Annotated in this window: 23 protein-coding genes and 1 other RNA gene; 15 read left to right on the top strand and 9 right to left on the bottom strand. The window is 61.1% G+C overall.

Annotated elements, in window-relative coordinates; translation table 11 throughout:
• Positions 1-195: 195 nt before the first annotated feature.
• On the top strand, positions 196-1,074 hold the full coding sequence (locus DUT91_RS01185) for a dienelactone hydrolase family protein (RefSeq protein ID WP_114438542.1): 879 nt from the start codon (positions 196-198) through the stop codon (positions 1,072-1,074).
• A gap of 283 nt (positions 1,075-1,357) precedes the next feature.
• Here the strand turns inward: DUT91_RS01185 and DUT91_RS01180 are convergent, their stop codons facing one another.
• Positions 1,358-2,437, bottom strand: a complete 1,080-nt coding sequence (locus DUT91_RS01180; protein ID WP_114438541.1) for a serine/threonine protein kinase — start codon at positions 2,435-2,437, stop codon at positions 1,358-1,360.
• A 133-nt stretch (positions 2,438-2,570) separates the two neighbouring features.
• On the opposite strand from DUT91_RS01180, the gene DUT91_RS01175 reads away from it, so the two are divergent.
• The 3 genes from DUT91_RS01175 (at position 2,571) to DUT91_RS01165 (ending at position 8,625) form a co-directional block, all read left to right on the top strand.
• Positions 2,571-3,068, top strand: coding sequence for a heme-degrading domain-containing protein (locus tag DUT91_RS01175; protein WP_114438540.1), 498 nt, complete (start codon positions 2,571-2,573; stop codon positions 3,066-3,068).
• 41 nt (positions 3,069-3,109) lie between these two features.
• On the top strand, positions 3,110-4,519 hold the full coding sequence (locus DUT91_RS01170; protein WP_114438539.1) for an FAD-binding oxidoreductase: 1,410 nt from the start codon (positions 3,110-3,112) through the stop codon (positions 4,517-4,519).
• A gap of 194 nt (positions 4,520-4,713) precedes the next feature.
• Positions 4,714-8,625: an AsmA family protein gene (locus DUT91_RS01165; RefSeq protein ID WP_114438538.1), complete on the top strand. Its 3,912-nt coding sequence runs from the start codon at positions 4,714-4,716 to the stop codon at positions 8,623-8,625.
• A gap of 201 nt (positions 8,626-8,826) precedes the next feature.
• Here the strand turns inward: DUT91_RS01165 and DUT91_RS01160 are convergent, their stop codons facing one another.
• The 4 genes from DUT91_RS01160 to DUT91_RS01145 form a co-directional block, all read right to left on the bottom strand.
• Positions 8,827-9,105 carry a ribbon-helix-helix domain-containing protein gene (locus DUT91_RS01160; protein WP_114438537.1) on the bottom strand — a complete coding sequence of 93 codons (279 nt, stop codon included), beginning with the start codon at positions 9,103-9,105 and terminating at the stop codon, positions 8,827-8,829.
• Positions 9,102-9,344 carry a DUF4169 family protein gene (locus tag DUT91_RS01155; protein WP_114438536.1) on the bottom strand — a complete coding sequence of 81 codons (243 nt, stop codon included), beginning with the start codon at positions 9,342-9,344 and terminating at the stop codon, positions 9,102-9,104. The genes DUT91_RS01160 and DUT91_RS01155 overlap by 4 nt, the downstream gene beginning before the upstream one ends.
• Before the next feature lie 15 nt (positions 9,345-9,359).
• Entirely contained in the window at positions 9,360-9,935 is a 576-nt protein-coding gene (locus tag DUT91_RS01150; RefSeq protein ID WP_114438535.1) for an SspB family protein, read from the bottom strand.
• 149 nt (positions 9,936-10,084) lie between these two features.
• Positions 10,085-10,837, bottom strand: coding sequence for a TetR/AcrR family transcriptional regulator (locus tag DUT91_RS01145; protein ID WP_114438534.1), 753 nt, complete (start codon positions 10,835-10,837; stop codon positions 10,085-10,087).
• Positions 10,838-11,054: 217 nt separating this feature from the next.
• On the opposite strand from DUT91_RS01145, the gene DUT91_RS01140 reads away from it, so the two are divergent.
• Positions 11,055-12,278, top strand: coding sequence for a multidrug effflux MFS transporter (locus DUT91_RS01140; protein WP_114438533.1), 1,224 nt, complete (start codon positions 11,055-11,057; stop codon positions 12,276-12,278).
• Between the two features lie 34 nt (positions 12,279-12,312).
• Here the strand turns inward: DUT91_RS01140 and ssrA are convergent.
• Positions 12,313-12,673, bottom strand: a transfer-messenger RNA (tmRNA) gene (gene ssrA, locus DUT91_RS01135).
• A gap of 217 nt (positions 12,674-12,890) precedes the next feature.
• On the opposite strand from ssrA, the gene DUT91_RS01130 reads away from it, so the two are divergent.
• The 7 genes from DUT91_RS01130 (at position 12,891) to DUT91_RS01100 (ending at position 18,912) form a co-directional block, all read left to right on the top strand.
• A complete protein-coding gene (locus DUT91_RS01130; protein WP_114438532.1) occupies positions 12,891-13,202 on the top strand; it encodes a DUF2853 family protein in 312 nt (103 codons plus the stop codon).
• 119 nt (positions 13,203-13,321) lie between these two features.
• Positions 13,322-14,221, top strand: a complete 900-nt coding sequence (gene thyA / locus DUT91_RS01125) for a thymidylate synthase (protein ID WP_114438531.1) — start codon at positions 13,322-13,324, stop codon at positions 14,219-14,221.
• A complete protein-coding gene (locus tag DUT91_RS01120) occupies positions 14,221-14,757 on the top strand; it encodes a dihydrofolate reductase (protein ID WP_114438530.1) in 537 nt (178 codons plus the stop codon). Before thyA ends, DUT91_RS01120 begins: the two co-directional genes overlap by 1 nt.
• Before the next feature lie 162 nt (positions 14,758-14,919).
• Positions 14,920-16,092, top strand: a complete 1,173-nt coding sequence (gene hflK, locus DUT91_RS01115; protein WP_114438529.1) for an FtsH protease activity modulator HflK — start codon at positions 14,920-14,922, stop codon at positions 16,090-16,092.
• Positions 16,092-17,036, top strand: coding sequence for a protease modulator HflC (gene hflC / locus DUT91_RS01110; protein WP_114438528.1), 945 nt, complete (start codon positions 16,092-16,094; stop codon positions 17,034-17,036). Before hflK ends, hflC begins: the two co-directional genes overlap by 1 nt.
• Positions 17,037-17,063: 27 nt before the next feature.
• Complete coding sequence (locus DUT91_RS01105) at positions 17,064-17,249, top strand: DUF2065 domain-containing protein (protein ID WP_114438527.1); 186 nt, start codon at positions 17,064-17,066, stop codon at positions 17,247-17,249.
• A gap of 133 nt (positions 17,250-17,382) precedes the next feature.
• Positions 17,383-18,912 carry a Do family serine endopeptidase gene (locus DUT91_RS01100; RefSeq protein WP_114438526.1) on the top strand — a complete coding sequence of 510 codons (1,530 nt, stop codon included), beginning with the start codon at positions 17,383-17,385 and terminating at the stop codon, positions 18,910-18,912.
• Between the two features lie 165 nt (positions 18,913-19,077).
• On the opposite strand, the gene DUT91_RS01095 is transcribed toward DUT91_RS01100, so the two are convergent.
• Both DUT91_RS01095 and serB read right to left on the bottom strand, forming a co-directional pair.
• Positions 19,078-19,641: a GNAT family N-acetyltransferase gene (locus DUT91_RS01095; RefSeq protein WP_114438525.1), complete on the bottom strand. Its 564-nt coding sequence runs from the start codon at positions 19,639-19,641 to the stop codon at positions 19,078-19,080.
• Positions 19,638-20,525 carry a phosphoserine phosphatase SerB gene (gene serB, locus DUT91_RS01090; RefSeq protein ID WP_114438524.1) on the bottom strand — a complete coding sequence of 296 codons (888 nt, stop codon included), beginning with the start codon at positions 20,523-20,525 and terminating at the stop codon, positions 19,638-19,640. Before serB ends, DUT91_RS01095 begins: the two co-directional genes overlap by 4 nt.
• 18 nt (positions 20,526-20,543) lie before the next feature.
• On the opposite strand from serB, the gene miaA reads away from it, so the two are divergent.
• Together miaA and DUT91_RS01080 are read left to right on the top strand one after the other, a co-directional pair.
• Complete coding sequence (miaA, locus tag DUT91_RS01085; RefSeq protein ID WP_425373736.1) at positions 20,544-21,455, top strand: tRNA (adenosine(37)-N6)-dimethylallyltransferase MiaA; 912 nt, start codon at positions 20,544-20,546, stop codon at positions 21,453-21,455.
• Positions 21,456-21,550: 95 nt separating this feature from the next.
• On the top strand, positions 21,551-22,339 hold the full coding sequence (locus DUT91_RS01080) for a GGDEF domain-containing protein (protein ID WP_114438522.1): 789 nt from the start codon (positions 21,551-21,553) through the stop codon (positions 22,337-22,339).
• A gap of 136 nt (positions 22,340-22,475) precedes the next feature.
• Here the strand turns inward: DUT91_RS01080 and DUT91_RS01075 are convergent, their stop codons facing one another.
• A complete protein-coding gene (locus tag DUT91_RS01075) occupies positions 22,476-24,413 on the bottom strand; it encodes an ATP-binding protein (RefSeq protein WP_245419431.1) in 1,938 nt (645 codons plus the stop codon).
• 310 nt (positions 24,414-24,723) lie between these two features.
• On the opposite strand from DUT91_RS01075, the gene DUT91_RS01065 reads away from it, so the two are divergent.
• Positions 24,724-26,544 (top strand): acetolactate synthase 3 large subunit, encoded by a 1,821-nt coding sequence (locus DUT91_RS01065; RefSeq protein WP_342634433.1) that lies wholly within the window; start codon positions 24,724-24,726, stop codon positions 26,542-26,544.
• Positions 26,545-26,653 lie beyond the last annotated feature (109 nt).

Raw genomic sequence — 26,653 nt, 5'->3', positions numbered from 1 at the left:
ACGCCAGCAAAAGGGCGGAAATAGTGTGTGAATCCCGCCGCGAAAAATCGATTTTCATCGGAATTCAACGGCAATTCAAGGCGTTGCGGCATCGTCAAGGAGCCTGAAAAGATGCGCGATGGCTCGCCCGCTTATGCTTGATCGAAATGCTCAGCCGTTTATCCTGATGGAAGTGTTCCCAGCAGGAGAAGAGCGATGGAAAAGCCTGTCATCACCCAGGCCATGATCGATGCCTATGACGAATACACCCATCTGACCCTCGACCGGCGCGGCTTCATGGAAAGGCTGACGAAGCTTGCGGGCTCAGGTGCGGCGGCCGCGATGATCGCGCCGATGTTGGCGGCGAATTCGGCGCAGGCCGCGATCATAGCTGCGGACGACCAGCGCATCACGGCTGTGGATATCACCTATCCGGGCGCGGGCACCACCGAGATGACGGGTTATATGGCCCGGCCCGCAGGCAGTACGGCCAAGCTGCCCGCCGTTATCGTCATTCATGAGAACCGCGGGCTCAACGACCATATCCGCGATGTCGCGCGGCGCGTGGCGCTGGAAGGCTTCGTGGCGCTTGCCCCGGATTTCCTATCGCCCTCAGGCGGCACGCCCGCCGACGAGGACAAGGCGCGCGAGATGATCGGGGGGCTCGATCCAAAGGCCACCATCGCCAACGCCGTGGCGACGGTCGCATATCTCAAAGAGAATGATCTGACGACTGGCAAGGTCGGCGCGGTCGGCTTCTGCTGGGGTGGCGCGCTGGTCAACGATCTTGCGGTCAATGCGCCGGATTTGGGGGCCGGCGTCGCCTATTATGGACGCCAGCCCAAGACGGACGAGGTGGCAAAGATCAAGGCGCCGTTGCTCTTGCAATATGCCGGACTCGACGAGCGCATCAATGCCGGGATCGAGGCCTACAAGGCCGCGCTGGAGAAGGACGGCAAGACATTCGAGATCCATGTCTATGAAGGCGCCAACCACGCCTTCAACAATGACACGTCGGCGGCGCGCTATAATAAGGAGGCAGCCGATCTCGCATGGGGGCGGACGATTGGGTTTTTCAGGAAATATCTGGGGTGAGTGGGTTGGGCTTCAACTGAAGCGCACGTCGTTTTAATCTCCTCTGCCTTGTCGGCAGGGGCCTTAGCTGGAAATGCGGGCGGAATAGCACCCTCCTCTGGGCTGCCGCCCATCTCCCCCACAAGGAGGGAGATTAGCCTTCATGAAGGTTTGCACCAACCGCAAACGCTTACAAAGGAACGCTGAAAGTTGTGTCAGTCAATCTCCCTCCTTGTGGGGGAGATGTCCGGCAGGACAGAGGGGGGTGCCTCCCGATTCCAGCAAAACAAGAACCTCTTTATCCTCAGCGCTCCAACTGCGTCACCCGGCGGTCGGTGAAATTAAGCCGATGGGCGGCGAGCGCCTCGACCAGCGGGCGCATCTCCGGCTCGCGTGCCAGGAGATCGTCGAGTTCCGTCATCTGGTTCATGGCGATCAGGCGCAGGATATCGTCGCGCACGGTTCCGTCGGCGCGGCGGGGCAGGTGGGCGACCGGCTGGACCAGTTCCACCCGAAGGTCCTTCAGCCGCGCGCGGAGGCTGCGTTCGTCGGCCGTCGCGGTTTCGACGAAGGCATAGATGCCGACGCCCTTGGCGGGGAGCGAATAGAGCGCCAGCGCCACGTCCTTGACGCGGGGATCGGACTTCAGCGCGGCGATGATCGCCGGGCCTTCATTGTCGATGCGGTCGCCGGTGCCTTCGCCGTCCGACCAGTGGAAAAGGCTGCGGGTGACGAGATTGTAGAGCTTTTTGCCGGTTGCCCGCCAGATGCGCGAGGGCAGGGAGCGGCGCGCCAGGATGCGCTTTTCGGTCGGCGTCATCAGGTGCCTGGCGAAGGCCCGCTTCTGCTTGATGAGATGGCGGAAATCCTCATAGGCCATCATGCGGTAGAGCGATCCGCGACGGCGGTGGACCGAGGCGAGCTGGAAATCGATCACTGCGGCGTCGCCTTCGGGCGTCATCAGCCAGTTTTGCGGCTTGGCCAGATCGTTGTGGGTGACACCAAGACGGCGCATGTCGCGCAGAATGCGGTGGGCGCTGCGGTACCATTGCGGATTAGCGGGACGGGCGAGATGCAGCGGCGTGCCTTCCGTCCAGGAGCGGTAGAGGCCATGGCGGTCGGCGACGATCAATTGCGGGACGCCCTTGAGGCCACGCACGGTCTTCAGGCCGCGTATCTCGCGGCCCGCCAATATCCAGGCGATCGGCCGCGACCACCAGGGGGCGGCGCTGACCAGCCGGTGGATTACCCGCGTTTCCTGGTCGCCGACGAAGTAGCCGGCACGGGTCTCGGAAAACACGTCACGCTTGAAAACGGCGGTCACGATGAATTCGTGCTGTTCCGGATTGTCGGGCAGGCCGCCCTTGTGTGTTTTATTCTGCATGGCGCGTCACTAGCCGCAACCGCGTCATCAATCAAGCACGGAGCGGTGGCATCCTACATCGCACCGGGTGGCGAGGCATTGCAATCTCGACCTGAAAAGAGCAAAAGAACAGCCGGTTTCGGAGGAGTGACGAATGGGCCATCGCGAAGATATCGACAAAATTCTCGTTCAGGAAAAGACGCTTGTTTTTGATGCTTTCGACGAGGTGGCGGCATTCGCGCTGGGAAGCCGGATACGCGATTTCGCGCTTGAGGACGGGCTCGGCGTTGCCATCGAGATCAGCCTGTGGGACCGGAGGCTGTTCTATGCGACCACGTCGGGTGCGACGGCGGACAATCAGGAATGGGTGCGCCGCAAGTTCAATGTCGTTCAGCGCTTCCTCGCCAGCAGCTATCGCCTCGTGCTGGAGCAGGATCGCGAGGATCGCATGTTCCCGCCGCACCGTGCTGTCGACGTGCAGGATTACGCGCTTGCCGGGGGCGGTTTTCCGATCCGCGTGAAGGGTGCCGGGATCATCGGCGTGGCGATCGTTTCCGGCCTGCCGCAGCGCGAGGACCATAATTTGGTCGTCAAGGCGCTTGCCGCCGTGCTCGGTGCCGATCCCGCCGCCCTGGCTCTCGCGCAGGCATGATGCGGGCGTCAAGTTCAATCTGACAATCAAGGAGAACGGCGATGTCGCTTAGAGATGCGGTCGCGCTTGATCGCAACGAAGTCGGTATCGCGGCGGCCGCTGCCATTCTCAAGCAGCGTTTTGGCGAACGGGCGCAGACAGGGCAGGCGATCCGCGAGCAGCACGGCCACACGACCACCTATGTGCCGACGCAGGCGCCTGACATCGTCATCTTTGCGGAGAATGCGGAAGAGGTGCAGGAAGTCGTGCGGATCTGCAGCGAGCACCGCGTGCCGATCGTCGCCTTCGGTGCAGGCTCGTCGCTCGAAGGTCAGGTGAATGCGCCGGCGGGCGGCGTTTCGCTCGATCTCTCCCGGATGAACCGCGTCATCCGCGTCAATGCGGACGATCTCGACTGCGTGGTCGAGCCCGGTGTCACCAGGCGCGAACTCAACGAATATTTGCGCGATACCGGGCTTTTCTTCCCCATCGATCCCGGCGCCAATGCCAGCCTCGGAGGCATGGCGGCGACGCGTGCGTCCGGCACCAATGCGGTGCGCTACGGCACGATGCGCGAGAATGTGCTGGCGTTGAAAGCGGTGATGCCTGATGGGCGGCTGATCACCACGGCCAAGCGCGTCAAGAAGACCGCCGCCGGCTACGATCTCACCCGTCTGCTGATCGGCTCGGAGGGGACGCTCGGCATCATCACCGAACTCACCTTGAAGCTCTACGGCATTCCGCAGGCGATCTCGGGCGGCGTCTGCCCGTTCCCAAGCGTCGAGGCGGCCTGCCGCACAGTCATCGAGACGATCCAGATGGGCATTCCCGTCGCGCGTATCGAGTTGGTCAACACGCTGCAGATGCAGGCGCTGATCGCCCATTCGAAACTACCCTATGAACCGCAGCCCTATCTGTTCGTCGAGTTTCACGGCAGCGAAACGGGCGTCAAGGAGCAGGCGGAGCTGTTCGGCGAGATCGCGGCGGGGAATGGTGGCGGGCCTTTCCTGTGGACCGCCAATGCGGAAGAGCGCGACCGGCTGTGGCGCGCGCGTCACGACGCCTATTTCGCGGCGCTTTTGCTGCGCCCGGGCTCACGAGCGGTGGCCACGGATGTCTGCGTGCCGATCTCGCGCCTTGCCGATTGCATCCGTGAAACGGAGGCGGATCTCGCCGAAACCGGGCTGCTCGCGCCGATCGTCGGCCATGTCGGCGATGGCAATTTCCATCTGCAATTGCTGCTCGACACGAATGACCTCGCCGAGATCGACAAGGCCGAGGCATTCATGGACCGCCTGGCGCTGCGCGCCATCGCCATGGAAGGCACCTGCACCGGCGAGCACGGCATAGGGCAGGGCAAGATGAAATATCTCGAGTTGGAGCTTGGTGGCGCTGTCGATTACATGCGGTCGATCAAGCGCGCGATCGATCCGGACAATATCATGAATCCGGGCAAGATCTTACGGCTGTAGGCTGAGAGATTGATTCAGATTGTGCAGCGGGCCGGAGGAGTGTCCAGGCACCATCTGATTGATGTAGAAAAATCCCCGAACCTTACATTTTCCGGCGTGCAAAATGCGATTTGCCTTGTTGTCGCCGGATCGGTGCCATTATGTTGCGGGCTGTCACGGCTACGTGATCGTCAAGGGTTGTCCGGAGCAAGGGTTTGGGTCGCGTTTTTGTACTTCTCGGTGGCTTGCTGGTGCTGCTGCTGACAGCGGCGCTGGTTGTGCCGCCTTTTGTCGACTGGACGGGCTATCGCGCCGATTTCGAGCGCGAGGCCAGCCGGATTCTCGGCCGTCCGGTGACGGTCGCGGGCAGCGCCAATGCGCGGCTCCTGCCGTTTCCCTCCGTGACCTTTTCCGACGTCCGTGTCGGCGACAAGGGCGATGCGCCTGTCATGACCGTCGACAAATTTTCGATGGACGCCGAGCTGATGCCGTTCCTGCGCGGACAGATCCTAATTTTCGACATGCGGGTGGAAAAGCCGCATGTGGTGATCACGCTCGACAAGGCTGGCAAGGTAGACTGGGCGATCCGGCCTTCGACGCGGCTGGAGCCGGCGCAGATCAAGCTGGAAAACCTCCGGATCATCGATGGCTCGATCAATGTGCGCGACAGCGGCAACAACCGTCAGCATGTGATCTCCGATCTCAATGCGACGATGGCGGCCACGAGCCTCGCGGGGCCCTGGCGGTTCGACGGGACGTTGACGCTCGACGGCCAGAAGGCGGCTCTCGACGTAACGACCGGCGAGGTCAAACCCGAGGGCATATTGCGGGTGCGCGCCAGCATCCTGCCGCAGGATATGCCGGCGGTGTTCGAGACCGACGGAGACATGGTGCTGACTCAAGGAGCGCTTTCCTATGGCGGTACCTTCACCCTGCGATCATCCGATGTGGCTTCCGGGGCAACGCGCAGCAGGGGCGGCAACACTGCCAAGGCGTCACGGGTCACCCTGCCGGAGGAAAGGCCGTTGTTCGCCGACCTCCGCATCACCGGCAAATTTTCAGCCGATCATGCAAAGGTCGACATGCCGGAATTCCGCATGGAGCAGGGGCCGGTCGATAATCCCTATGTGGTCAATGGCAAGGCGCTGTTCGACTATGGCAACGCTCCCCGCTTCATGATCAATGCCGATGGGCAGCAGGTGCTGCTGGATGGGGGCGGGCTGGTCGAGTCCGGGGCTACGAAGGACGGCGCGACTTCCGTGCAAGCCGCCCCGGCGGTTCCGCTTTCGCATCGCATCGCCGCATTTCAACGGTTGATGGACCGAGTGCCGATCCCGACCATTCCGGGCAGCGTCGATTTGCGTCTTCCGGCGATCATCGCCGGCGATACCACGATCCGCGATGTGACCGTGCAGGCGGAGCCGGGCGGAAACGGGTGGAGCATCAAGCAGTTGAAGGCCGATCTTCCCGGACGCACCCAGATCGAGGCGAAAGGAAAGCTCCTGGTCGGCGAGGATTTTGGCTTTGACGGAGATCTCCTGATGGCTTCGCGTCAGCCCTCTGGTTTTGCCGCATGGCTGACGGCTGATGTGGACGAGGCGATAAGGCGGCTTCCGGCGGCGGGTTTTTCCGGCCAGGTCAGCCTTCACAAGGATGTGCAGCGCGCCGACGATCTGGAACTGGTGCTGGGCGGGGCGTCGCTCAAGGGCTCATTCATGCGCCAGTCGGAGGAAGGCGTGCTGCCTTCGATGCAACTCGCGCTCGCAGGCGGAGCGCTCGACGGTGATGCGCTGGAAGCGCTCACAACACTTTTTGCCGGCGACAGTGGCGCGGCGCGGCTGATCGACCAGGATATCGACGTGACGCTGAAGGCAGGGCCGGTCAGCCATGGCGGCTTCAAGGCGGCCTCCATCGATACGGCCTTCCGGCTTCGCGAGGGCCGTTTCGACATCGACAGGCTGATCCTCTCCGACATGGCCGGCGCTACTCTGACGGCGACGGGGATGTTCGAACCGTTCAAGGCGGAGCCGAGTGGATCGGTCGATGTGACTGTTCTTTCCGATGATCTTTCCGAACTGGTTCGGGCGCTGGCTACCCGTTATCCCTCCGTGCCGCTGTTCAGTGCGTTGACGAAGCGGGCCGAGACCTATCCCGGACTTTTCTCCGACAGTGAAATCACGCTGGTCGGCAGCGCCGTCACTTCGGCTACAGACAAGAAGGTGGGGGCTGCAGACAAGAAGGACGGTAAAGAGTTTTCCTTCAGCGCCAACGGCAAGACGGGCGGCATGACGATCGGCGTTTCCGGCATGGCGCGCGGCAATCTCTGGGGCGAAGCCCCACTGCAATTGTCGCTGACGGCAAATGCGGATACGCCGGAGAGCGAGCCGCTGATGGCACTCATCGGGTTTCCGGCCCTGCCGCTTGGCATCGCCGGAGAGCTCAACGGCAATCTTTCGCTGCAGGGCGTGCCCTCGGAGGGGATGAAGACGCAATTGACGCTAAAGGCGCCCGATGGTGCGGCGTCGATAGACGGCGTGTTTACGCTTCGCCCCGACGATCTCACGGGTAGCGGAAAGGCGGTGCTGAAAACCGCCGACCTCCAGCCTTTCGCGGCGGCGGTGGGCTATGCGCTGCCCGGCTATGGCGAGGGGCTGCCGGTCGATCTGACGAGCGATTTCCAGTTCGCCAAGGATATCGTGCGCCTGCCCAATCTGGCGGGCACGCTGGACGGGGAGACGGTCGCAGCCAAGCTCGAGGCGAGCCTTGCCGATAGCGGCGATCCGCAGCTCAAGGGAGAGGTGAAGGTCTCCAGGCTCGATCTCGGTGCGCTTGCTGGCTTCATGCTGGGATCGCAAGCTTTTGAGAGCGGGAATAGCGGTACGGGAGGGGGAGTTTGGCCGAAAGGCGCGTTCGCCAATGCTCCCGCCTTTCCGCTTCTGGCCAATTTGACACTCACCGCTGAAGCGGCCAATGCCGGTTTGTTTGGCGATATCACCGGTTTTTCCGCCAAGATCGCCGGGGGAAGCGACGACCTCAATCTGAGCGATCTTGCCGGCACGCTTCTCGGCGGCAAGCTGGGCGGAAGCTTCGGCCTGCGCAATACCGGCGGTACGGCGCTCGCCTCCACCCAGTTTACCTGGGAAGGGAGCGATCTCAGCAGGTTTTATCATTTGCAGGACGGCGATGCGCCGCTCAGCGGCGTGACCAAGCTTTCCGCTTCGCTCAATGGCAGCGGCAAGAGCGTCAGCGAATTGATGGCTTCGATGGCCGGATCAGGCGTTCTCGCTGTAAACGGACTGTCGATCAAAGGGTTCAATCAGGATGCGCTGCAGCCGATACTCGCTGCGGCTGACAAGGCGGACCCGAACGTGCCGACAGCAACGCTCGATGCGATGGCGACAGGGCATCTGGACTTGGGCGCATTCAGCCCCGGACCGGCGGAACTGGCCTTTACGGTCGCTGGCGGGGTGGCGCGCGTCCCGTCATTCCAACTTGACACGGACAAGGTGGCGCTTGCATCCGATTTCCGGCTTGACCTTGCCACGATGACGATTGGCGCGCAGGGCGGCTTTACGTTCAAGCCGGGTTCCGACGCGCTTGTCGGCGCCGAACCGGCGGTGCGTTTTGCCGTCGAGGGGCCTTACCGGGATCCATCCATCACGTTCGATCGCCAGCCGCTGGTACAGTTCCTGACGCAGCGCGCCCTGGAGCGCGAGCAGGACCGGGTCGAGGCGATGCAGGCGGCGCTCGTCGAAAAGCAGCGGCTGCGCCGCGAGGTGGCGCTCTACCAGGCGAGGGCCGATGAGCGCTTGCGCGCCGAGGAAGAAGCGCGCAGGAAAATCGAGGAGGAAGCGCGGGCGAGGGCGGAGGAAGCCCGCCTGCGCGCCGAGGAACAGGCTGCTCGCAAGGCCGCAGAAGCGGAGGCGGCCCGCAAGGCAGCAGAGGAAACCGCACGCCGGGCAGCAGAGGCCGCCAATCGGCGGGCCCAGCACGACGACCCCGCATGGTCCGGCAGCATCAGCGTCCCGAGAGACAGACCGCCTGCCGCAGGAAGCGAGACGCAATTGCCAAGGAACGGCCAGTCGGTCGATGAATTCCTGAAGACGTTGGAGGCGCCATCGCCATAGGGGATGGTGAGGATTTTTTGCCGTAGCTGGGGACGCACCGTTGAGGAATGGATTCCGTCAAAACAAGAACTGTTCTCATCGTGAGCGGGTGCGATAGGCAGTGTTTTCCGTTAGAGCGATCATATTTCCACCCCGTCATTCCAGTGCTTGTCACTGGAATCCATTCCTCGTCATGCAAAGCCATGGAGCGGGGCAGAAGGCCTATTCCTCGATCCTGCCGCCGGATTTCACCCATTCGAGAGCGTGGAGGCGGAGGGCGGAGGAGAGGTTTGCCCGCTTGTCGCGATTATCGTCGATCTCGGCCACGAGGGCGGCGAGCGAAATGCCGCGCTGGCGCGCGATCGCCTCGACGATTTCGAAGAAGGCGTCCTCCAGCGAGAAACTGGTGGCGTGGCCGCGGATGCTGATGGAACGTTTGCGGACGATGCTGCCCGATTGAGGGCTGCCCGATTGAGGCGCAGGGCCTGCGGGCCCGTTCATGCGCCGTCTTCCCCGTTATTTCCCGAAAGCGCCCCTGAAGCCGGAGAGGCCGGTGTCGGGTTTTCCGGCTCTATGCGGTTGCGTTCGAGGAACTCTTTGGTCTTTCGCGCCTGTTCACGCTCGAACTTCTTCTCGGTGCCGGTTCGCCCATGACGGACGCGGTTTTCCGTGGCGGTCTTTTCCTTTTCGTCGCGCGCCTTGCGCTTCTTGAACTGGCGCAAACTGACGATATCGCTCATCGAGGCAGGTCTGGGCTATTTTTTGCGGAAAGCATCGAGCGAGACGACGTCGGCGGAGGGTTTGGCGTCCTCGTCGTCTTTTGCTGCGTCACCTGATGTCTTGGCGTCCGGCTTCTTTACTGCCTTGCCGGTGGCTTTTTTGGGCTTCACCGCCTTTGCAGGCTCGTTGACCTCACGCATGGGTTCGATGCTGGTGATCTCGGCGTCGGAATCATTGTCGCCGGCCGGTTCCTGCGTTGCAACGTCGAATTCCAACTCGAAATTGACCGAAGGATCGTAGAAGCCGCGAACGGCGGAGAAGGGGACGACGAGACGTTCCGGCACATCGCCGAAAGAGAGTCCGACCTCGAACAGTTGCTCCGTCACCTGCAAATCCCAGAACTGGTGCTGCATCACGATCGTCATCTGCTCGGGGTATTTCTCCTTCAGACGCGACGAGATGCGAACGCCAGGGGCCTCCGTGAGGAAGGTGATGAAGAAATGATGATTGCCCGGAAGTCCCGCCTTGGCGACCTCCATCAGCACCTTACGGATGACGCCGCGAAGCGCTTCCTGTGCAAGAATATCGTATCGGATCAGATCCTGGACCATAAAGTGCTTATCCCACGGATTCGCGGTTCGATGTCAAGTTCGATATGAACGGAAAGAGCCATAACTCATCCGCATTATGGCGCAAGGCCACAACAATTGCGACTGGGGAAATAGGATAGGCGTCGATTCAGGTCAACACCAAGGCCTGTTCAGGCCGAAGATCGGGATAGCGCCATATCGGCCCTGGCGGAAGAAGCCTTGCGAATGGCGAAGGCGCGCAGGAAGGTGCGTACGCCGTTGAGCGCGCTGGTCTCGATCTGCTTTTCCGTCGGTTTTTCGCCCTGCATGCCGCAAAAATTCATGTCGGCGGTGACCAGCGCCAGGAACTGTCGGGCGGCCAGATCGGGATCGTCGATATCGAGCGCGCCGCCATGGGCGAGCCGGGCAAGCCGTGCGGCGATGGCGGACCCGACCTTGGCGGGGCCGTTTTCGCGCCAGATTTGGAACAGTTCTGGATAGCGCTCGCCTTCGGCCTGAATCAGCTTGCGCAGGAACTCGCCATCGCTATTGCACATGCAATTCTTGCCGAGCCGCGTCGCGAAAAGGGCGAGATCGGCTTCAAGATTATCGGATTTTTCGGGAAAGGTCGCCAGAATGGCGAACAGCGCGGCGTTGGTGCGCTCCATGACCGCATCGACGACCGCGCCGAACAGCATCTCCTTGTCGCGATAATGATTATAGATGGTCTGGCGTGAGACGCCTGCTTCAGCGGCGATCAAATCTATACTGGTGCCCGTGAAACCATCGCGGCAGAAGGTGCGCGCTGCGGCGTCCAGGATGGAGTGGCGTTTCATGCACTGGCCGCTGCCGGGCCGAGTGAAGGCTTGCCCCCTCGTGTCGGGGAGATAAGGGGCAACGGGTGCGCACTGGAGCGTGACAGCAGGTTTGTCAGTATTCTTCATGGCCTCAAGATATGACGGGTTGACGATTTAGACAATAGTGTCTAAATTGACATCGTTGTCCAATCACTTGGACGTCATACATACAACCCGCCGCTGGCTTCCACAATGGGAGAGGGCGCTCGGGGCTTCCCTGTTTCTATTATGACCGGCCGGCGATGCCCCAGTGGCCTGCGTATCGCGATGCCCGTTCGGTCGTCCCATTTCGAAAGTTTCCGTGATGTCATCCAGATTTCTTCGCACTGCGATTGTTCTTGGACTTCTCTCGGCGATCGGGCCGTTCGCGATTGACATGTATCTTCCAGCGCTGCCGACGATCGGGGCCGATCTCCAGGCGGAGACGAGCGCCGTGCAGATGAGCCTGCTCGCTTTCTTCATCTCCATGGGATTGGCGCAGCTCTTCATCGGGCCGCTTTCCGACATGATGGGTCGCAAGCTTCCGCTCTATGGCGGGCTCGTACTCTTTGCCATTGGCAGCATTGGGTGCGCGCTTGCCGGCGATATCGATACGCTCGTCGCTTTTCGCTTCCTGCAGGGGATTGGCGCGAGCGCCGGCATGGTCATCCCGCGCGCCATCGTGCGCGATCTGCATACCGGCGTGGATGCGGCGCGGCTGATGTCGCTCCTGATGCTGGTCTTCAGCATCTCGCCCATCCTGGCCCCGCTGACCGGGACAGCGATCATCGCCTTCTTCGGCTGGCGCGGTGTCTTCTGGGCCGTGCTGATCGCCGCACTTATCGGCATGGTGCTGCTGGCCACTTCGCTCAAGGAGACGCGGCCGAAGTCGGCGCGGGTGGAAAGCAGCCTCGGCAGCGCGCTTGCCGCCTATGCCTTCCTCCTCAAGGATTTCAATTTCCTCGTGCTGACCTTCATCGGCGGCCTCGGATTGTCGTCGTTCCTGGTCTATCTCGCCAATTCGTCCTTCGTGCTGATCGACCATTACGGTCTCACGCCGACGCAGTACAGCATCGCGTTCTCGATCAACGCGGTATCGTTCTTCAGCGTGTCGCAACTGAGCGGCTGGCTGGCTGGCCGATTCGGACTGGTGCGGGTGGTTCGGATGGCGGTTGCCGGCTATGCAGCGGCGATGACGCTGCTGCTCCTGGTCATGATGGCCGGCTTCCAGTCCTTGCCTGTCATGGCTATTTTCCTGTTCGTCGGATACGGTTTTCTCGGGCTCGTGCTGCCGACAACGGCGGTGCTGGCGCTCGAGGAGCATGGGGAAATTGCCGGCACGGCATCCGCTCTCATGGGGACGCTGCAATTCGTTGCCGCAGCCGTGGCCATGGGGATCGCCGGTGCATTCTTCGACGGAACGGCGCTGCCGATGATCGCCGGCATCGCGGCCTGCGCGATCGGTGCATTCCTGCTGACGCTGCTCTCGCTTGGTCGCCGGCGCGGCGCGGCCGCAACTGAAATCCCGGCAGAAATGCCAGCGGAATAAGGAAAAGACAGCGGAATTACGCAAAGAAAGGGAAAGTGGAGGCTTCTGTTGCCAGGTGCCTCCGAACCCCGCCTTAAGGTGCTAACCAAAAGGGCTTAGGTCGGAATTCCCGCACCGCCATTAGGCAGCGAGAGCATATCCCTTAGCGTTGTTGTCGTTTGCAACTACACTTTTGACCCGATAACGGTGGTATCATGCCGAGCAAAAGAGCGATCTTTACACCCTTGTCGATCCTATTTCGCCCCCGCCACAAGGCAGCTTATCTGCTGCATTCTGGTGGAGGCGCCGGGTACCGCCCCCGGGTCCAATAGGCTTATTACATCGTCCGTTTATCGCCATAGCCGGTCGAAACCGGCAGGGTTTATATAAGTCGCCCCGACAGGAATTGGAAGGGCCTTCAGCACGATTTGCGGTGTTCATCAGCGTTGGTCTGCATGGCTGCCGACAGTTTTGTGGGGCATGGCTTGTGTGCCCAATCACGGTTCTAATCGTTCAACCGGCATTGACAGGTGTTTTTTGCTAGTCAATGTTTCACTATAGTGGGCTAGGATTCCATTCAGTCCGGCTGCTCTAGCAGCGGATAACGTGGCCAAGATCGAAGGAGAGCGGTCAATGAGTGAATATATCGAGGATGTACGCCGTTACGATGCCGGTGCGGATCCGGCGGTCATCGAGAAGATCGTCAAGCATCTGGGCGTCGCGCTGCGCAGCAGGGATGCGTCTCTGGTGGCGATGGCCGATCCTGATGAAGTCGAGCGCGTGCGCAAAAGCTGGGTCGAGAAGAAGCTCGGCGTCACCGATGCCGACAAGGGCAATGCCGCCATCCAGAGCGTCGGGGACATCATGAAGGCGGATCGCAACAAGCAGCGCGTCACTTTCTATTATCTGACCGCGAAAGCGCTTGGAAAGCTCGAAAGCCTCTGATTTTCTGATGATTATATGTGAAACCCCGGTGCTTTGCGCCGGGGTTTTGCTATTTTGATGCCAAGATTTGGAGCGGTGCCGCGATTCTATCGAAACAGGGCTGCTTCCTGGAGAAGACGATGCCGCGCCATCCCGAATATCAATATCTCGATCTCCTGTCCGGCGTTCTGGAGAAGGGCGACAGGCGTATCGACCGCACCGGTGTCGGCACGCTTTCGCAATTCGGCGCGATGCTGCGGTTCGATCTTTCCGATGGCACGGTGCCGATCCTGACCAGCAAGCGGGTCTACTGGAAGCTGGCGGTCAAGGAGATGCTGTGGTTCCTGACGGGCGAAACCAATATCCAGGCGCTTTTGAAAGAAAACGTGCGAATCTGGACGGATTGGCCTCTGGACAAATACCGCAAAGCGACCGGCGAGGCGATTTCGCAGCCGGAATTCGAAAAGCGTATCGTGGAGGATGATGATTTTGCACGGCAATGGGGCGATCTTGGCCCTGTCTATGGCAAGCAATGGCGGCGCTGGCTGGGGGCCGATGGCGCCGAGCACGACCAGATCGCGACCGTCATTGAGACCCTGAAAACCAACCCTTCGAGCCGGCGTATGCTCTTTCACGGCTGGAACGTGCCTGATTTGCCTCAGATGGCGCTGCCTCCCTGTCATATGGTCTACCAGTTCCATGTGACGGGAGGGAACCGGCTCAACCTTTTGATCTACCAGCGCAGTTGCGATCTGGAACTTGGTGCGCCTTTCAATTTTGTCGGCGGCACGGCGCTGCAGATGATGGTGGCGCAGCAGACCGGCCTTGAACTGGGCGAACTGATCTGGATGGGCGGCGATGTGCATCTTTATCTCAACCATCTTGAACAGGCGCGCGAGCAGGTGACGAGGGAGCCCCGGCCTTTCCCCCGAATGCGCCTGCTGCGCCGGCCCGAGAGCATCGACGGCTACAGGATCGATGATTTCGAGGTGACGGGGTATGAGCCGCACGCCGCGATCAAGGCGGATGTGGCGGTCTGATGAGCACGGTTTCCCCAACAGTGTCGATTGTCGTTGCCATTTCGGAAAACGGGATCATCGGACGTGAAAATGGCCTGCCATGGCGGTTGTCGACTGACATGAAGCGGTTCAAGGCGATCACCATGGGCAAGCCGATCGTGATGGGACGCAAGACGTGGATATCCATCGGCCGGCCGCTGCCCGGGCGCGCCAATATCGTCGTCACCCGCGATCCTGATTTTGCGGGCGAAGGGTTCGATGTGGCAGGCTCCGTCGAGGATGCGCTGGCGCTCGCCGGGAAACGTGCCGCCGAGGTCGGGGCAAACGAGATCTGCGTGATCGGCGGAGGCGAAATCTATCGCCAGACTTTGAAGCTGGCGGACAGGCTCTACGTGACCGAGGTGATCGGCGAGGTCGAGGGCGATACGCATTTTGCGCCGATCGATCCGTCTGTGTGGCGCAAGGTTTCGGTAGAAGAGGTTCCCCCCGGGGAGAAGGACAGCCACGCCACTCGCTATATCGTTTATGACAGGGGTGAATCACAGAAAAAGGGCTGATCGGGCATGCTGGAGGTCCGGGAATCGTGCTGATTTTCGGAAAGAATGCTGAAAAGTCCTTGCCTGCGTTGAAAGCGGCTATCACCATCCCTATAAACGGGACACATCAATTGATGCCGGGAGGTCGTTCGCTACCTCTTGCGTGCAAAACGAGAGGTAAGAATGCCCTGGAGTAATCAAAACGGCGGCGGCGGCCCTTGGGGTGGCGGCGGCAATAATAATGGGGGCCCGTGGGGACAAGGGCCGAAGGGGCCGCGTACACCCGGCACACCGCCCGATCTCGAGGATATACTGCGCAAGGGCCAGGACCGGCTGAAAAGTGTGTTTCCCGGTGGAGGCGGCGGAGGCGGCAGCAAGTACAGCCTCTATTTGATTGGCGGGGTGCTCCTCCTCGCCTTCTGGATTTTCAAATCCGTTTATACGGTGCAGCCGGACGAGCTTGCCGTCGAAATGCGTTTCGGAAAGCCGAAGGACGAAATCTCCGGCCCGGGCCTGCATTTCCATTGGTGGCCGATCGAGACCTATGAAAAGGCGTCGATCGCCGAAAAACAGATCAACATTGGCGGCCAGGGCACGCGCGGCGCCACACAGGGGCTGATGCTGACCGGTGACCAGAACATCGTCAACGTCCAGTTCTCCGTGCTTTACCAGGTGATTGATCCACGCGCCTATCTCTTCAATGTAGAGAGCCCTGACAGCATGGTGCAGCAGGTTTCCGAGAGCGCCATCCGCGAGATCGTCGGACGCCGTCCGGCGCAGGATGTGTTCCGTGACAACCGTGCGGCGATCGCGCAGCAGGTGCGCACCATCGTGCAGGCAGCGCTTGACGAGTTCAAAGCGGGCATTCAGGTCAACGCCGTTTCCATCGAGGATGCAGCGCCCCCGCCGGAGGTGGCCGATGCATTCGACGAGGTGCAGCGCGCTGAACAGGACGAAGACCGTTTCGTCGAGGAATCCAACCAGTATTCCAACCAGAAACTTGGCGCGGCACGTGGTCAGGGCGCTCAGGTTCGCGAAGAGGCGGCTGCCTACAAGAACCAGATCGTGCAGGAGGCCGCAGGTGAGGCGCAACGTTTCACGTCCGTCTACGACCAGTATATCAAGGCGCCCGACGTGACGCGCAAGCGCCTGTTCCTCGAAACCATGGAGCGCGTTCTCAAGGGCTCCAACAAGGTGATCGTCGAGCCCGGCAAGGATGTGGTGCCTTATCTGCCGCTCAACGAACTGATGCGCCAGCGTGCGCCAGGAACGACCCCGCAGAACAATACGACGCCTGGAAGCACGACCGGGGCGAGTACCCCCGGGGCTAGCAGCGTGACAGGAGCCAGCCAGTGATGAACCAGAACCGTTTTCCCTTCATCGCGGGCATCATAGCGATCGCTGCCTTCCTGCTCTATTCGGCGGTGTTCATCGTTGGCGAACGTCAGCAGGCAATCGTTCTTCGCTTCGGCCAGATCGTCGATGTGAAGACCGAGCCCGGCCTTTATCTGAAACTGCCTTTCGGGTTCTTTGACGCGGATACCGTGCAGATGATCGACGATCGCCTGCTGCGCTTCGATCTTGACGATATCCGCGTTCAGGTTTCTGGCGGCAAGTTCTACGACGTCGATGCCTTCCTGGTCTATCGGATCACGGATGCACGACGCTTCATGCAGACGGTATCGGGCAATACCACATTGGCCGAACAGCGCCTGCGGACGCGTCTCGACGCGGCCTTGCGTAGCGTCTACGGTTTGCGCGGCTTCGAGGCAGCGCTTTCCGAGGAACGCGGCGATATGATGCGGGAGGTGCGCGATCAGTTGCGTCCTGACGCCACGTCGCTTGGCCTCACCATCGAGGACGTGCGTATCCGCCGCACCGATCTCACGGCCGAGGTCTCGCAGCAGACCTACGACCGCATGAAGGCTGAGCGTCTCGCGGAAGCGGAGCGGTTGCGTGCCCGCGGCCGTGAAGCGGCACAGCGTATCCGTGCCGTGGCCGACCGCCAGGTCGTTGAGATCCTGGCCGAAGCCCGCAAGGAATCGGAAATCCTGCGCGGTGAAGGCGAGGGCGAGCGCAGCCGTATTTTCGCCGATGTGTTCCAGAAGGATCCTGATTTCTTCGCCTTCTACCGTTCGATGGCGGCTTATCAGAAGGCGCTGGAGGGGGCGGGCACGACGATGGTGCTGTCGCCGAATTCGGAGTTCTTCCGTTATTTCCAGGACGCGCAGGGCAATGTTCCGGCGGTCAACAGCCAGGCGCCGGCTACTCCGGCCCGGCCTGCGACGCCGGCGCAATGACAGGCGCAATGGCTGGAATAGCCTGATATGAACGACTTCATCGCCGCCGTGGGTCTGCTCTTCGTTTTCGAGGGGCTGCTCTACGGCGGCTTTCCATTCCTGGCGAAGCGCTTCGCCCGGGATGTAGCCGAACTGCCCGAGACGGTGCTGCGCATCGCGGGTATTGTCGCCATCGCCGCCGGCGTGGTGATCGTCTGGCTGGCGCGCGGATAATTCTTTTCATCCGCGGCGGCCTTTTCAAGGCCGCAAACAAGCCGTATTTTCTGGGCAGAAAAATAGCATCGGTGCGACTCCGCGCGCGGCGTAGTCGGCCCTTCATGACCCTCTATTATCGGAGTTTGCGCTTATGGCCTTCGGGGCTCGATCCGGCTTCCTTCGCGGCGGCATTGCGGCAATTGCCATCGGTGCGATGACGGTCAGCATGATCGCGCCGGTACTGACGACGCCGGTCCAGGCAGCCGAGGGCCCGGCATCTGTTGCAGATCTTGCGGAGCGGCTTATCGACTCGGTGGTCAATGTTTCCACCTCGCAGAACGTCAAGACACCGGGCGGTGACGGCAATCAGGTGCCGATGCCCAAAATGCCCGAGGGATCGCCCTTTCAGGAGTTTTTCGACGATTTCTTTGGCCCGCAGGGAAAAGGTGGAGATGGCGACCAGTCGCGCCGGGTGCAATCGCTTGGCTCGGGCTTCGTCATCGATGCTGAAAAGGGTATCGTCGTTACCAATAATCACGTCATCGCGGATGCCGATGAGATCGAGGTCAATTTCAACGACGGGTCGAAGCTGAAGGCAGAAGTGCTTGGCAAGGACCTCAAGACCGATCTGGCGGTCCTGAAGATCGATCCGACGAAGCACAAGCTGACGGCAGTGAAATTCGGCGATTCGCAGAAATCGCGGATCGGCGACTGGGTGATGGCCATCGGCAATCCGTTCGGCCTCGGCGGCACGGTGACGGTCGGCATCATCTCGGCGCGCAACCGCAACATCAATTCCGGACCCTATGACAGCTTCATCCAGACCGACGCGGCGATCAATCGGGGCAATTCGGGCGGGCCGCTGTTCAACATGGATGGCGAAGTCATCGGCGTGAACACGGCCATCATCTCGCCTTCCGGCGGCTCGATCGGCATCGGTTTCGCCATTCCGTCCGAAATGGCGGTGGGTGTCATCGATCAGTTGAAGGAGTTTGGCGAAACCCGTCGCGGCTGGCTCGGCGTGCGCATCCAGCCGGTTACCGACGATGTTGCCGAAAGCCTCGGCATGAGCTCGACCAAGGGTGCGCTGGTTGCGGGCCTCGTCGAAGGCAGCAATGTCGACAACAAGGAAATTCAACCGGGCGATGTCATCGTCAAATTCGACGGCAAGACCGTCGACAGCGCGCGCGACCTTCCGCGGGTAGTCGCCGAAAGCCCGGTCGGCAAGGAAGTCGAAGTGGTGGTCGTCCGCAAGGGCAAGGAGCAGACCGTCAAGGTCAAGCTCGGGCGCCTTGAGGAATTCGAGAAGAAGGAAGCCACCGGCGGCGACACCGAGGATGAGGGAGCGGACAAAGGAACTGAACAACCGGACAAGCCCGCCTCTGTCGATGTGCTCGGCATGAAGCTTGCCGCTCTCGATGACGCGACGCGCGAGAAATTCAAGATTGCGGCCGATGTGCAGGGCGTCGTCGTGACCGAGGTAGCGCCCAATTCGGCAGCGGCGGAAAAGCGGATTGCGCCCGGCGAGGTGATCGTCGATATCGGCCAGGAAACCGTCGTGTCACCTGAGGATGTGGAAAAGCGCGTCAATGGTCTGCGCAAGGAAGGTCGCAAGAACGCGCTTCTGATGCTCGCCTCGAAAACCGGTGAATTGCGGTTTGTTACGGTAAGGATGGAGTGAGGGTTGGGCGGGAAACCGCTTTCGTTTTGGGCTGCAATATCCTCTCTGGCCGCCCTTCGGCAAGCTCAGGAGTCCAAAGGGGGGTAAACGGGACGATTCCGTCAACGCATGGGATCGTTCAGCAGCCCATGAGCTCCAGCATTCCAGACACTTGCCGGCGAATATTCAGCTTTTGATTCCGGCCCAGTCCTGTTGTGCGAGGCTGTAGGTGACGTGGGCCTTGAGATGCGGTGTGGCGTCGCTCACCTTCGGGTGGTCGAAGTCGCGGGCCGGATCGCGTTTCATGCCGAGGCGCTCCATGACGGCGGTGGAGCGGTGGTTGTTGAAGACGGCGAAGGAGACGATCTCGTCCAGCCCGTGCTCGTCAAAGCCAAGTGCAAAGAGCCGGCGTCCGGCCTCGGTCACATAGCCCTTGCCCCAGTGGCGTTTTGCCAGTCGCCAGCCTATCTCGACGGCGCCCTTGCGAAAATGCGGCTCCATATCGGTGAGAGCCAGGCCGGTGAAGCCGATGCAGGCGCCGGCGGTCCGTTCTTCGAGCGCGTAGAAGCCGTAGCCGGTCGCATCGATATCCCGCCTCAGCCTGTCGAACAGTTCGTCTGACTGGCTACGGTTGCGCAGAAAGCCGAAAAACTCCATCACCGCTGGATCGGAGTTGATTTCATGGAAGAGTTCGCGGTCGCCGTCCCGCCAGTTGCGGATGATCAGCCTTTCGGTTTCCGCGATGATCATGGGACGAAATCCGTTTTGCGATAGCCTTGGATGTAAAGCAGCGCCGAGAGATCGCCATGATCGATGCGGATTTTGACCTGTTCGGCGACAACAGGCTTGGCATGCAGCGCGACCCCGCTTCCCGCGAGTTGCAGCATGCCGAGATCGTTGGCCCCGTCGCCGACGGCGATTGCGTCCCCGGTTGTTATTCCGAGCCTGCCGCAGATATCGATCAGCCGCTCGACCTTGGCTTCGCGTCCGAGAATGGGTTCGGCCACTTCGCCTGTCAGCCGCTCGCCATCATCGAGGAGCAGGTTGGCGCGATCCTCGTTGAAGCCGATCATCTGGGCGATGCGCCGGGTGAAGACGGTGAAGCCGCCGGATACCAATGCAGTATAGGCGCCGTGCTTCTTCATCGTGCGCACCAGTTCGACGCCGCCCGGCGTCAGCGTGATGCGGCTGGCGATCACCTTGTCGATGACCGAGAGCGGCAGGTCCTTCAGGAGCGCCACGCGCTCGCGCAACGCCGGCTCGAACGCGATCTCGCCATTCATGGCGCGCGCGGTGATTGCCGACACGGCATCGCGCAGGCCCGCTTCCTCGGCCAGTTCGTCGATGCATTCCTGAGCGATCATGGTGGAATCCATGTCGGCGATCAGCATCTTCTTGCGTCGTTCGTCCTGTTCCTGCACCACGATATCGACCGGCTCGCCATCGACTGCGTCGCGCAGGAGCGCTGCGGCCTCTGTAGCCTCGGCGCCGTCTTTCAAGGCCAGATCGCAGGCGATGCCGTCGGCCAGCCAATAAAGTCCGGTTGCATTCACCGCCGCCGAGGCTTTAATCCCAAGCGACGGCGACAGAACGGGACGGGCCGGATTGGCGATGAGCGTGGCGACCAGTGACATGAGGCAATTCCCGGCATGGTGGATAATGTGACGATCAAGAACGCGATCCTGATAGCCGGACCGACGGCAAGCGGCAAGTCGGCGCTGGCGCTGCGCCTTGCCCGGGAGCAGGGCGGTTTCATCGTGAATACCGATTCCATGCAGGTCTACGGCGTTCTGGACCTCCTGACGGCGCGGCCGCAGGCCGACGATATGGCAGCGGTTCCGCATCATCTTTACGGACACGTGCCGCCATCGCAACTTTATTCGACCGGCCGCTGGTTGGCAGATGTGGAAGCGGTGCTGAACCGGCGCGAATTGCAGGGCCGTGTGCCGGTCTTCGTCGGTGGTACGGGGCTCTATTTTCGCGCGCTGCTTGGTGGCCTGTCCGATATGCCCGATGTGCCCGACTTCGTGCGGGAGCGCTGGCGCGGGCGGCTTGCGGCGGAGGGCGCGCCGGCGCTGCACCAGGTGCTCGGTCGCATGGATCCTGTCGCCGCCGGTGTCCTCAGGCCTTCGGACGGGCAGAGGATCGTGCGGGCGCTGGAGGTGATGGATGCCTCGGGGCGATCGATCTACGATTGGCAGAAGGAGAAGGGCAGGGCGCTGGTGGATGCGGATACTGCGCGCCGGGTGGTGATCCTGCCGGAGAGGGACTGGCTCGGGACGCGCATTTCGCAGCGCTTCGACCTGATGATGCAGCAGGGCGCGGTGGATGAGGTCAAGGCGTTGCTTGCGCTGAAGCTTTCCGACCAACTGCCGGCGATGAAGGCCATCGGTGTCCGCGAGATCGGCGCGGCACTCGCAGGCGAGATCACGTTCGAGAAAGCGGCGGAACTGGCGAAGATCGCGACCAGGCAATATGCCAAGCGGCAGATGACATGGTTTCGCAATCAACTGGGGGATTGGCAGGTTTTACGCAACATAAACCAGACGCAAGTTTTTTCCTGACGGGCCGATCAAAGAGCACTATTCGGATGTGCGATTAACGGGAGCGAAACGCCTGTAGGTTGAATGTGGCGTCGCAGGGGGGGCAGCGCGAACATATGCGTTTTTACAAATCGGAGACATCGTTCTTTATCCTGATCGTCTTTCTGGGCGGCGCGGGCATTATGCTTTATCGCGCCCAGACGGCGTTGGATGCGTTGTCGCCGATTGTAACGGGGGATGTTGCGAAGCTGGTGGGCTATATCACGACAGCCAATAGCTCTGCGGCTCTCTTCCTGGTTGCGGCTCTGCTATGCGGGATATTCCTGATCTATCCGCTGATCCGCTTCCAGGCGCAGGATCATGGCAAGCTGCAGGCGATGACGCAGATACTCTCGGCGCGATCCGAGTCGCTGGCGCATGCGGCGTTGACCGATGGCCTTACGGGCATGCAGAACAGGCGTTATTTTGACGAGGCGCTACGGGAATATCTCGTGCAGTTCGGCCGTATCAATAAGCCGGTGGGGCTGATGATCCTCGATCTCGACCATTTCAAATCGGTCAACGACACATATGGTCACCATGTCGGCGATGCGGTGCTGCGGGAAGTCGCACGCTGCCTGAAGGATTATACACGCTACCATGATGTCGTCGCACGCCTCGGCGGCGAAGAATTCGCGGTCGTTGCACCCAATATGGAACGGGAAATGCTGGCCAAGCTCGCCGACCGGATCCGAAAGGCGATCTCGGATATCGACATCGCGATAGACGACGCAAACCTGAAGGTGACAACGAGCATCGGCGTCGCCGTATGGGACAGGCGCGAGAGTTGGCAGGATTTCTATCGCCGGGCGGACAAGCTGCTCTACAACGCCAAAAACACGGGCCGCGATCGCGTCTGCGTGTGATTTCCGGGCTCTCTTGGCGCGGTGTCACCCCACAGGGCTGCCGCCCATCTCCCCCGCAAGGGTGGAGATTGCGCCTTCATCTCGGTGAAGGCGCAGGGAGAAGAAACATCGGTGCTTGCTGCAAATGAACCGCGCTCTAGCTCCGATCGTTGCGGAAGGAGCGGACAAGGTCGTTGGCGCGGGGTTGCTGCTGTTTCTCTATCATCCTGAGATGCTCTTCCCGCGCTTCGGCGTGACGCATCCGCCAGTCGGATTCAGGTGCCACTGCGTTGCGCTGACCGGGGTCGAGCGGCAGGATCGGCGGGATGGATGCGCGCTGTTCCTCGGCTGTTTCCATCGTCTCATAAGTTGAAGGTTCCGAAGCGGCGCTGTCGAAATGGCGCAGGCGGTCGATGACGCTTTCCAGCGATATCCGCCTGTCGCCCGTGCGCATCAATTGCTGCTGCTCCTGGATATGCGCGCCCGGCAATTTATTGGCGGGGATGGTTTCGAAGGTCATGCGCATCGGCGTCGACAGCGCTTCGCCGAATGCGACGGCCTCGCGGTTGGCTATGGAGGACAGGAAATTCGTCATGCTCTTGGCAGCACCGGTAATCGCGCCCTTGATGATCTGCTGGTCGCGCTCATTGCCAAGCCGCATGGCGAAAATCGTGTTGCACTGCGACAGGATCGTCGGATCGAGTTCGCCTGGGCGCTGGGTGACGACGCCGAGATAGACGCCGTATTTACGGCCCTCCTTGGCGATGCGGGCGATAGCCTGACGCGTCGGCCAAAAGCCGGCGTCGGGATCTGCGGGGATATAGCGATGAGCTTCCTCGCAGACGACGAGCGTCTGGATCTTGCCATCGCTCGATGCGGCGATATCGAAGGCGAGGCGGCACAGCACCGAGGCGACCGCATTGACAACGTCCGAGGGCAGGCCGGAAAGCTGGAAAACGCAGATCGGACGGCCCTGCTGCGGAATACGGAAAATGCGGCTGATCGTCTGGCGCATCGTGTCGGCAATGGTCGAGGCCGCAAACATGAAGCGGAAGCGCGGATCGTTGACGATCGATTCCAGCCGGATCTTCAGCGCCTTGAGATGCGGCCGCTCCGATTTTCCTTCGAGCTGGCCGGTACGCTCGTTAATCAGCGCAAGCAGGTCGGAGATGCGGTAGGGAATGGGCGTATCGGCGGTTACCGGGCGCTGGTCGCGCTCGCGCCGCCTGATGAGCGTCGATGCCTGGCTGTCGGCCGAGCGGAAGCGCTCGCGGGAAAGCTGGATCATGTCGCGTAGCGCATCCATCTCACTGGCATTGGGCTCGCGGCCGCGAAACAGCACGTCGGCGAATTCCTCCAGCCGGAACATCCAGAAGGGCAGGTCGAGACTGGCGGGGTCGATGACGACCGCGTGGTCAGGGAAGGCTGTGGCGAATTCATTGTGCGGATCGAGGATCAGCACGCGCATATCAGGGCGCTCGGTGACTACCTTGCGCAACAGAAGTGTCACCGCGCTCGATTTACCGACGCCCGTCGTGCCGACGACGGCGAAATGGCGGGAAAGCAGATCGTCAATGGAGACGAGCGCGGGGATATTCTTGTCCTGTGTCAGCGTTCCGATCGCAACCGTCTTGCGCTCGCTCGCGGCATAGATGGCGGCGAGGTCGGAGGCCCGGATGCGGTGCGCGATGGCGCCCATATGCGGATATTGCGAAACGCCCGAGGTGAAGGATGCGCTTCCCTCGGGGCCGCTGCGAACTTCGCCGATCAACTCGATATGAATGTGGATGATATTGTCGGTGTCCTTGCGCCATGCGGTATCGGGCATGTCCACCTTGTGGATGAGCCCCACCAGCCGGTTTTCTGCGACCCGCACCGAGATGAGCTGCCCGACCGCCCAGTAATCTTCCGATGCGGTGACCGAGGGTCCGGCGATAGCCGCTATGGTGGCGCGGTCGCCGTCGCACTCAATGATATAGCCCTCGGTGCGGTTGCGGGCGATGACATGCTCGCCGCTGGCGGACTTCGCCGCGTCGAGCCCATTGTCCATTGATGGCCCAGTGCCCGCCGATGGACTGAGATGATCGTGCTGCATCCGATACGCCCCCGTTTGTTGCGCAAAACGCTAGCCGATGCGTGTTGAGATAAGGTTAGCAATGCCGCGTCATTATTTGAGGGCGTCATTTTTGCCGTTGACGTCGGCCGGCAGCGCTATTACTGTCGGCAGCATGAAGACAATTCTTATTGTAGTACGAGCGCGCGTGGGCAGGATGGTGTAACCATCCGGCATTAGCCTCCCATGCGCGACACACAAGGCTCCCTCGGGGGCCTTTTTTATTGCCCTTAATCCAGCTAAACGAAACGCATAATCCGATAGAGACGGAACGGCAGACGGGAAAACGACAATGACGGCAGGAAAACGCGAAACACAGACGCGCCGGGGAGACCGCGACATGGCGGGAAACCGCGAGATGACAGGCGCCGAGATGGTCATTCAGGCACTCATCGATCAGGGCGTCGAGCATATTTTCGGCTACCCGGGCGGTGCGGTTCTGCCGATCTATGACGAACTCTTCCAGCAGGACCAGATCGAGCACATCCTCGTTCGCCACGAGCAGGGGGCCGGCCATGCGGCCGAAGGCTATGCCCGCTCCACGGGCAAGGTCGGTGTCATGCTGGTTACATCAGGTCCCGGCGCGACCAATGCCGTCACGCCGCTCCAGGACGCGTTGATGGATTCTATTCCGCTCGTCTGCATTTCCGGCCAGGTGCCGACCACGCTGATCGGTTCCGACGCGTTTCAGGAATGCGACACCGTCGGCATCACCCGTCCCTGCACCAAGCACAACTGGCTGGTCAAGGACGTCAACGATCTCGCCCGCGTCCTGCATGAAGCCTTCCATGTCGCCAGCACCGGGCGTCCCGGGCCCGTTGTCGTCGATATCCCGAAAGATATCCAGTTCGCCAAGGGTATCTATACGTCGCCGCAGACCTCGCCGCGCACCAGCTATCGCCCGACCATCGACGGCAACCAGAATGCCATCACGCAGGCGATCGCACTTCTGACATCGGCCAGGAAGCCGGTCATCTATTCCGGTGGCGGCGTCATCAATTCCGGTCCGCAGGCGAGCCAATTGTTGCGCGAACTGGTGGAACTGACCAATTTCCCCATCACCTCGACGCTGATGGGGCTCGGCGCCTATCCGGCATCGGGCAAGAACTGGCTCGGCATGCTGGGGATGCACGGCACCTATGAGGCCAACATGACGATGCATGATTGCGATGTCATGCTGTGCGTCGGCGCGCGCTTCGACGACCGCATCACCGGCCGGCTCGATGCGTTCTCGCCGAACTCGAAGAAGATCCATATCGATATCGATCCATCCTCGATCAACAAGGTCGTCCGCGTCGATGTGCCAATCATCGGCGATGTCGCCCGGGTCCTGGAGGACATGGTGCGCCAGTGGCGGGCATCGGAGAAAAAGCCCGAGAGACAAGCGATGGCCGAATGGTGGGCGCAGATCGACAAATGGCGGACACGCAATTCGCTGGCTTATGCGTCCAACAAGGATGTCATCATGCCGCAATATGCGATCCAGCGGCTTTATGAGCTGACCAAGGGATACGACACCTACATCACCACGGAAGTCGGCCAGCACCAGATGTGGGCGGCGCAGTTCTTTGGTTTCGAGGCACCCAATCGCTGGATGACCTCGGGCGGCCTCGGCACGATGGGCTACGGCCTGCCGGCAGCACTCGGCGTGCAGATCGCGCATCCCGATGCGCTGGTCATCGATATCGCTGGCGATGCTTCGGTGCAGATGACCATGCAGGAAATGAGCACGGCTGTGCAGTTTGAAGCGCCGATCAAGATATTCATCTTGAACAACCAGTATATGGGCATGGTGCGCCAGTGGCAGCAACTGCTGCACGGAAACCGTCTGTCACATTCCTATACGGAGGCAATGCCCGATTTCGTCAAGCTGGCGGAGGCCTATGGCGGCCATGGCATACGCTGTGAGAAGCCCGGCGATCTCGATGACGCCATTCAGGAGATGATCGACGTCAAGAAGCCGGTGATCTTCGATTGCCGCGTGGCGAACCTCGCCAACTGCTTCCCGATGATCCCTTCCGGCAAGGCGCATAACGAGATGCTTTTGCCCGACGAGGCGACCGACGAAGCCGTCGCCAACGCCATCGACGCCAAGGGGCGGGAACTCGTCTAGGTTTTGCCGCATGATCCCGAAAGGTCCGCAACTTTTCGCATCATGCTCTGATTTATTGTTAGCCGCATGATCTTATCCAAAAGCCTGCAACTTTTTGGGATCATGCTCT

The sequence above is a fragment of the Paramesorhizobium salinisoli genome (assembly GCF_003335045.1).
In the GTDB taxonomy this organism is placed as follows: domain Bacteria; phylum Pseudomonadota; class Alphaproteobacteria; order Rhizobiales; family Rhizobiaceae; genus Paramesorhizobium; species Paramesorhizobium salinisoli.
The sequence above is the reverse complement of the archived record's forward strand: the minus strand, read 5'-3'. Positions and strand labels throughout refer to the sequence as shown.

Excerpts from the sequence above, each read along its gene's own strand:
- DUT91_RS01185 (WP_114438542.1), top strand. The coding sequence starts at position 196 with ATGGAAAAGCCTGTCATCACCCAGGCCATGATCGATGCCTATGACGAA.
- DUT91_RS01180 (WP_114438541.1), bottom strand. The coding sequence starts at position 2,437 with ATGCAGAATAAAACACACAAGGGCGGCCTGCCCGACAATCCGGAACAG.
- DUT91_RS01175 (WP_114438540.1), top strand. The coding sequence starts at position 2,571 with ATGGGCCATCGCGAAGATATCGACAAAATTCTCGTTCAGGAAAAGACG.
- DUT91_RS01170 (WP_114438539.1), top strand. The coding sequence starts at position 3,110 with ATGTCGCTTAGAGATGCGGTCGCGCTTGATCGCAACGAAGTCGGTATC.
- DUT91_RS01160 (WP_114438537.1), bottom strand. The coding sequence starts at position 9,105 with ATGAACGGGCCCGCAGGCCCTGCGCCTCAATCGGGCAGCCCTCAATCG.
- DUT91_RS01155 (WP_114438536.1), bottom strand. The coding sequence starts at position 9,344 with ATGAGCGATATCGTCAGTTTGCGCCAGTTCAAGAAGCGCAAGGCGCGC.
- DUT91_RS01150 (WP_114438535.1), bottom strand. The coding sequence starts at position 9,935 with ATGGTCCAGGATCTGATCCGATACGATATTCTTGCACAGGAAGCGCTT.
- DUT91_RS01145 (WP_114438534.1), bottom strand. The coding sequence starts at position 10,837 with ATGAAGAATACTGACAAACCTGCTGTCACGCTCCAGTGCGCACCCGTT.
- DUT91_RS01140 (WP_114438533.1), top strand. The coding sequence starts at position 11,055 with ATGTCATCCAGATTTCTTCGCACTGCGATTGTTCTTGGACTTCTCTCG.
- DUT91_RS01130 (WP_114438532.1), top strand. The coding sequence starts at position 12,891 with ATGAGTGAATATATCGAGGATGTACGCCGTTACGATGCCGGTGCGGAT.
- thyA (WP_114438531.1), top strand. The coding sequence starts at position 13,322 with ATGCCGCGCCATCCCGAATATCAATATCTCGATCTCCTGTCCGGCGTT.
- DUT91_RS01120 (WP_114438530.1), top strand. The coding sequence starts at position 14,221 with ATGAGCACGGTTTCCCCAACAGTGTCGATTGTCGTTGCCATTTCGGAA.
- hflK (WP_114438529.1), top strand. The coding sequence starts at position 14,920 with ATGCCCTGGAGTAATCAAAACGGCGGCGGCGGCCCTTGGGGTGGCGGC.
- hflC (WP_114438528.1), top strand. The coding sequence starts at position 16,092 with ATGAACCAGAACCGTTTTCCCTTCATCGCGGGCATCATAGCGATCGCT.
- DUT91_RS01105 (WP_114438527.1), top strand. The coding sequence starts at position 17,064 with ATGAACGACTTCATCGCCGCCGTGGGTCTGCTCTTCGTTTTCGAGGGG.
- DUT91_RS01100 (WP_114438526.1), top strand. The coding sequence starts at position 17,383 with ATGGCCTTCGGGGCTCGATCCGGCTTCCTTCGCGGCGGCATTGCGGCA.
- DUT91_RS01095 (WP_114438525.1), bottom strand. The coding sequence starts at position 19,641 with ATGATCATCGCGGAAACCGAAAGGCTGATCATCCGCAACTGGCGGGAC.
- serB (WP_114438524.1), bottom strand. The coding sequence starts at position 20,525 with ATGTCACTGGTCGCCACGCTCATCGCCAATCCGGCCCGTCCCGTTCTG.
- DUT91_RS01080 (WP_114438522.1), top strand. The coding sequence starts at position 21,551 with ATGCGTTTTTACAAATCGGAGACATCGTTCTTTATCCTGATCGTCTTT.
- DUT91_RS01075 (WP_245419431.1), bottom strand. The coding sequence starts at position 24,413 with ATGCAGCACGATCATCTCAGTCCATCGGCGGGCACTGGGCCATCAATG.
- DUT91_RS01065 (WP_342634433.1), top strand. The coding sequence starts at position 24,724 with ATGACGGCAGGAAAACGCGAAACACAGACGCGCCGGGGAGACCGCGAC.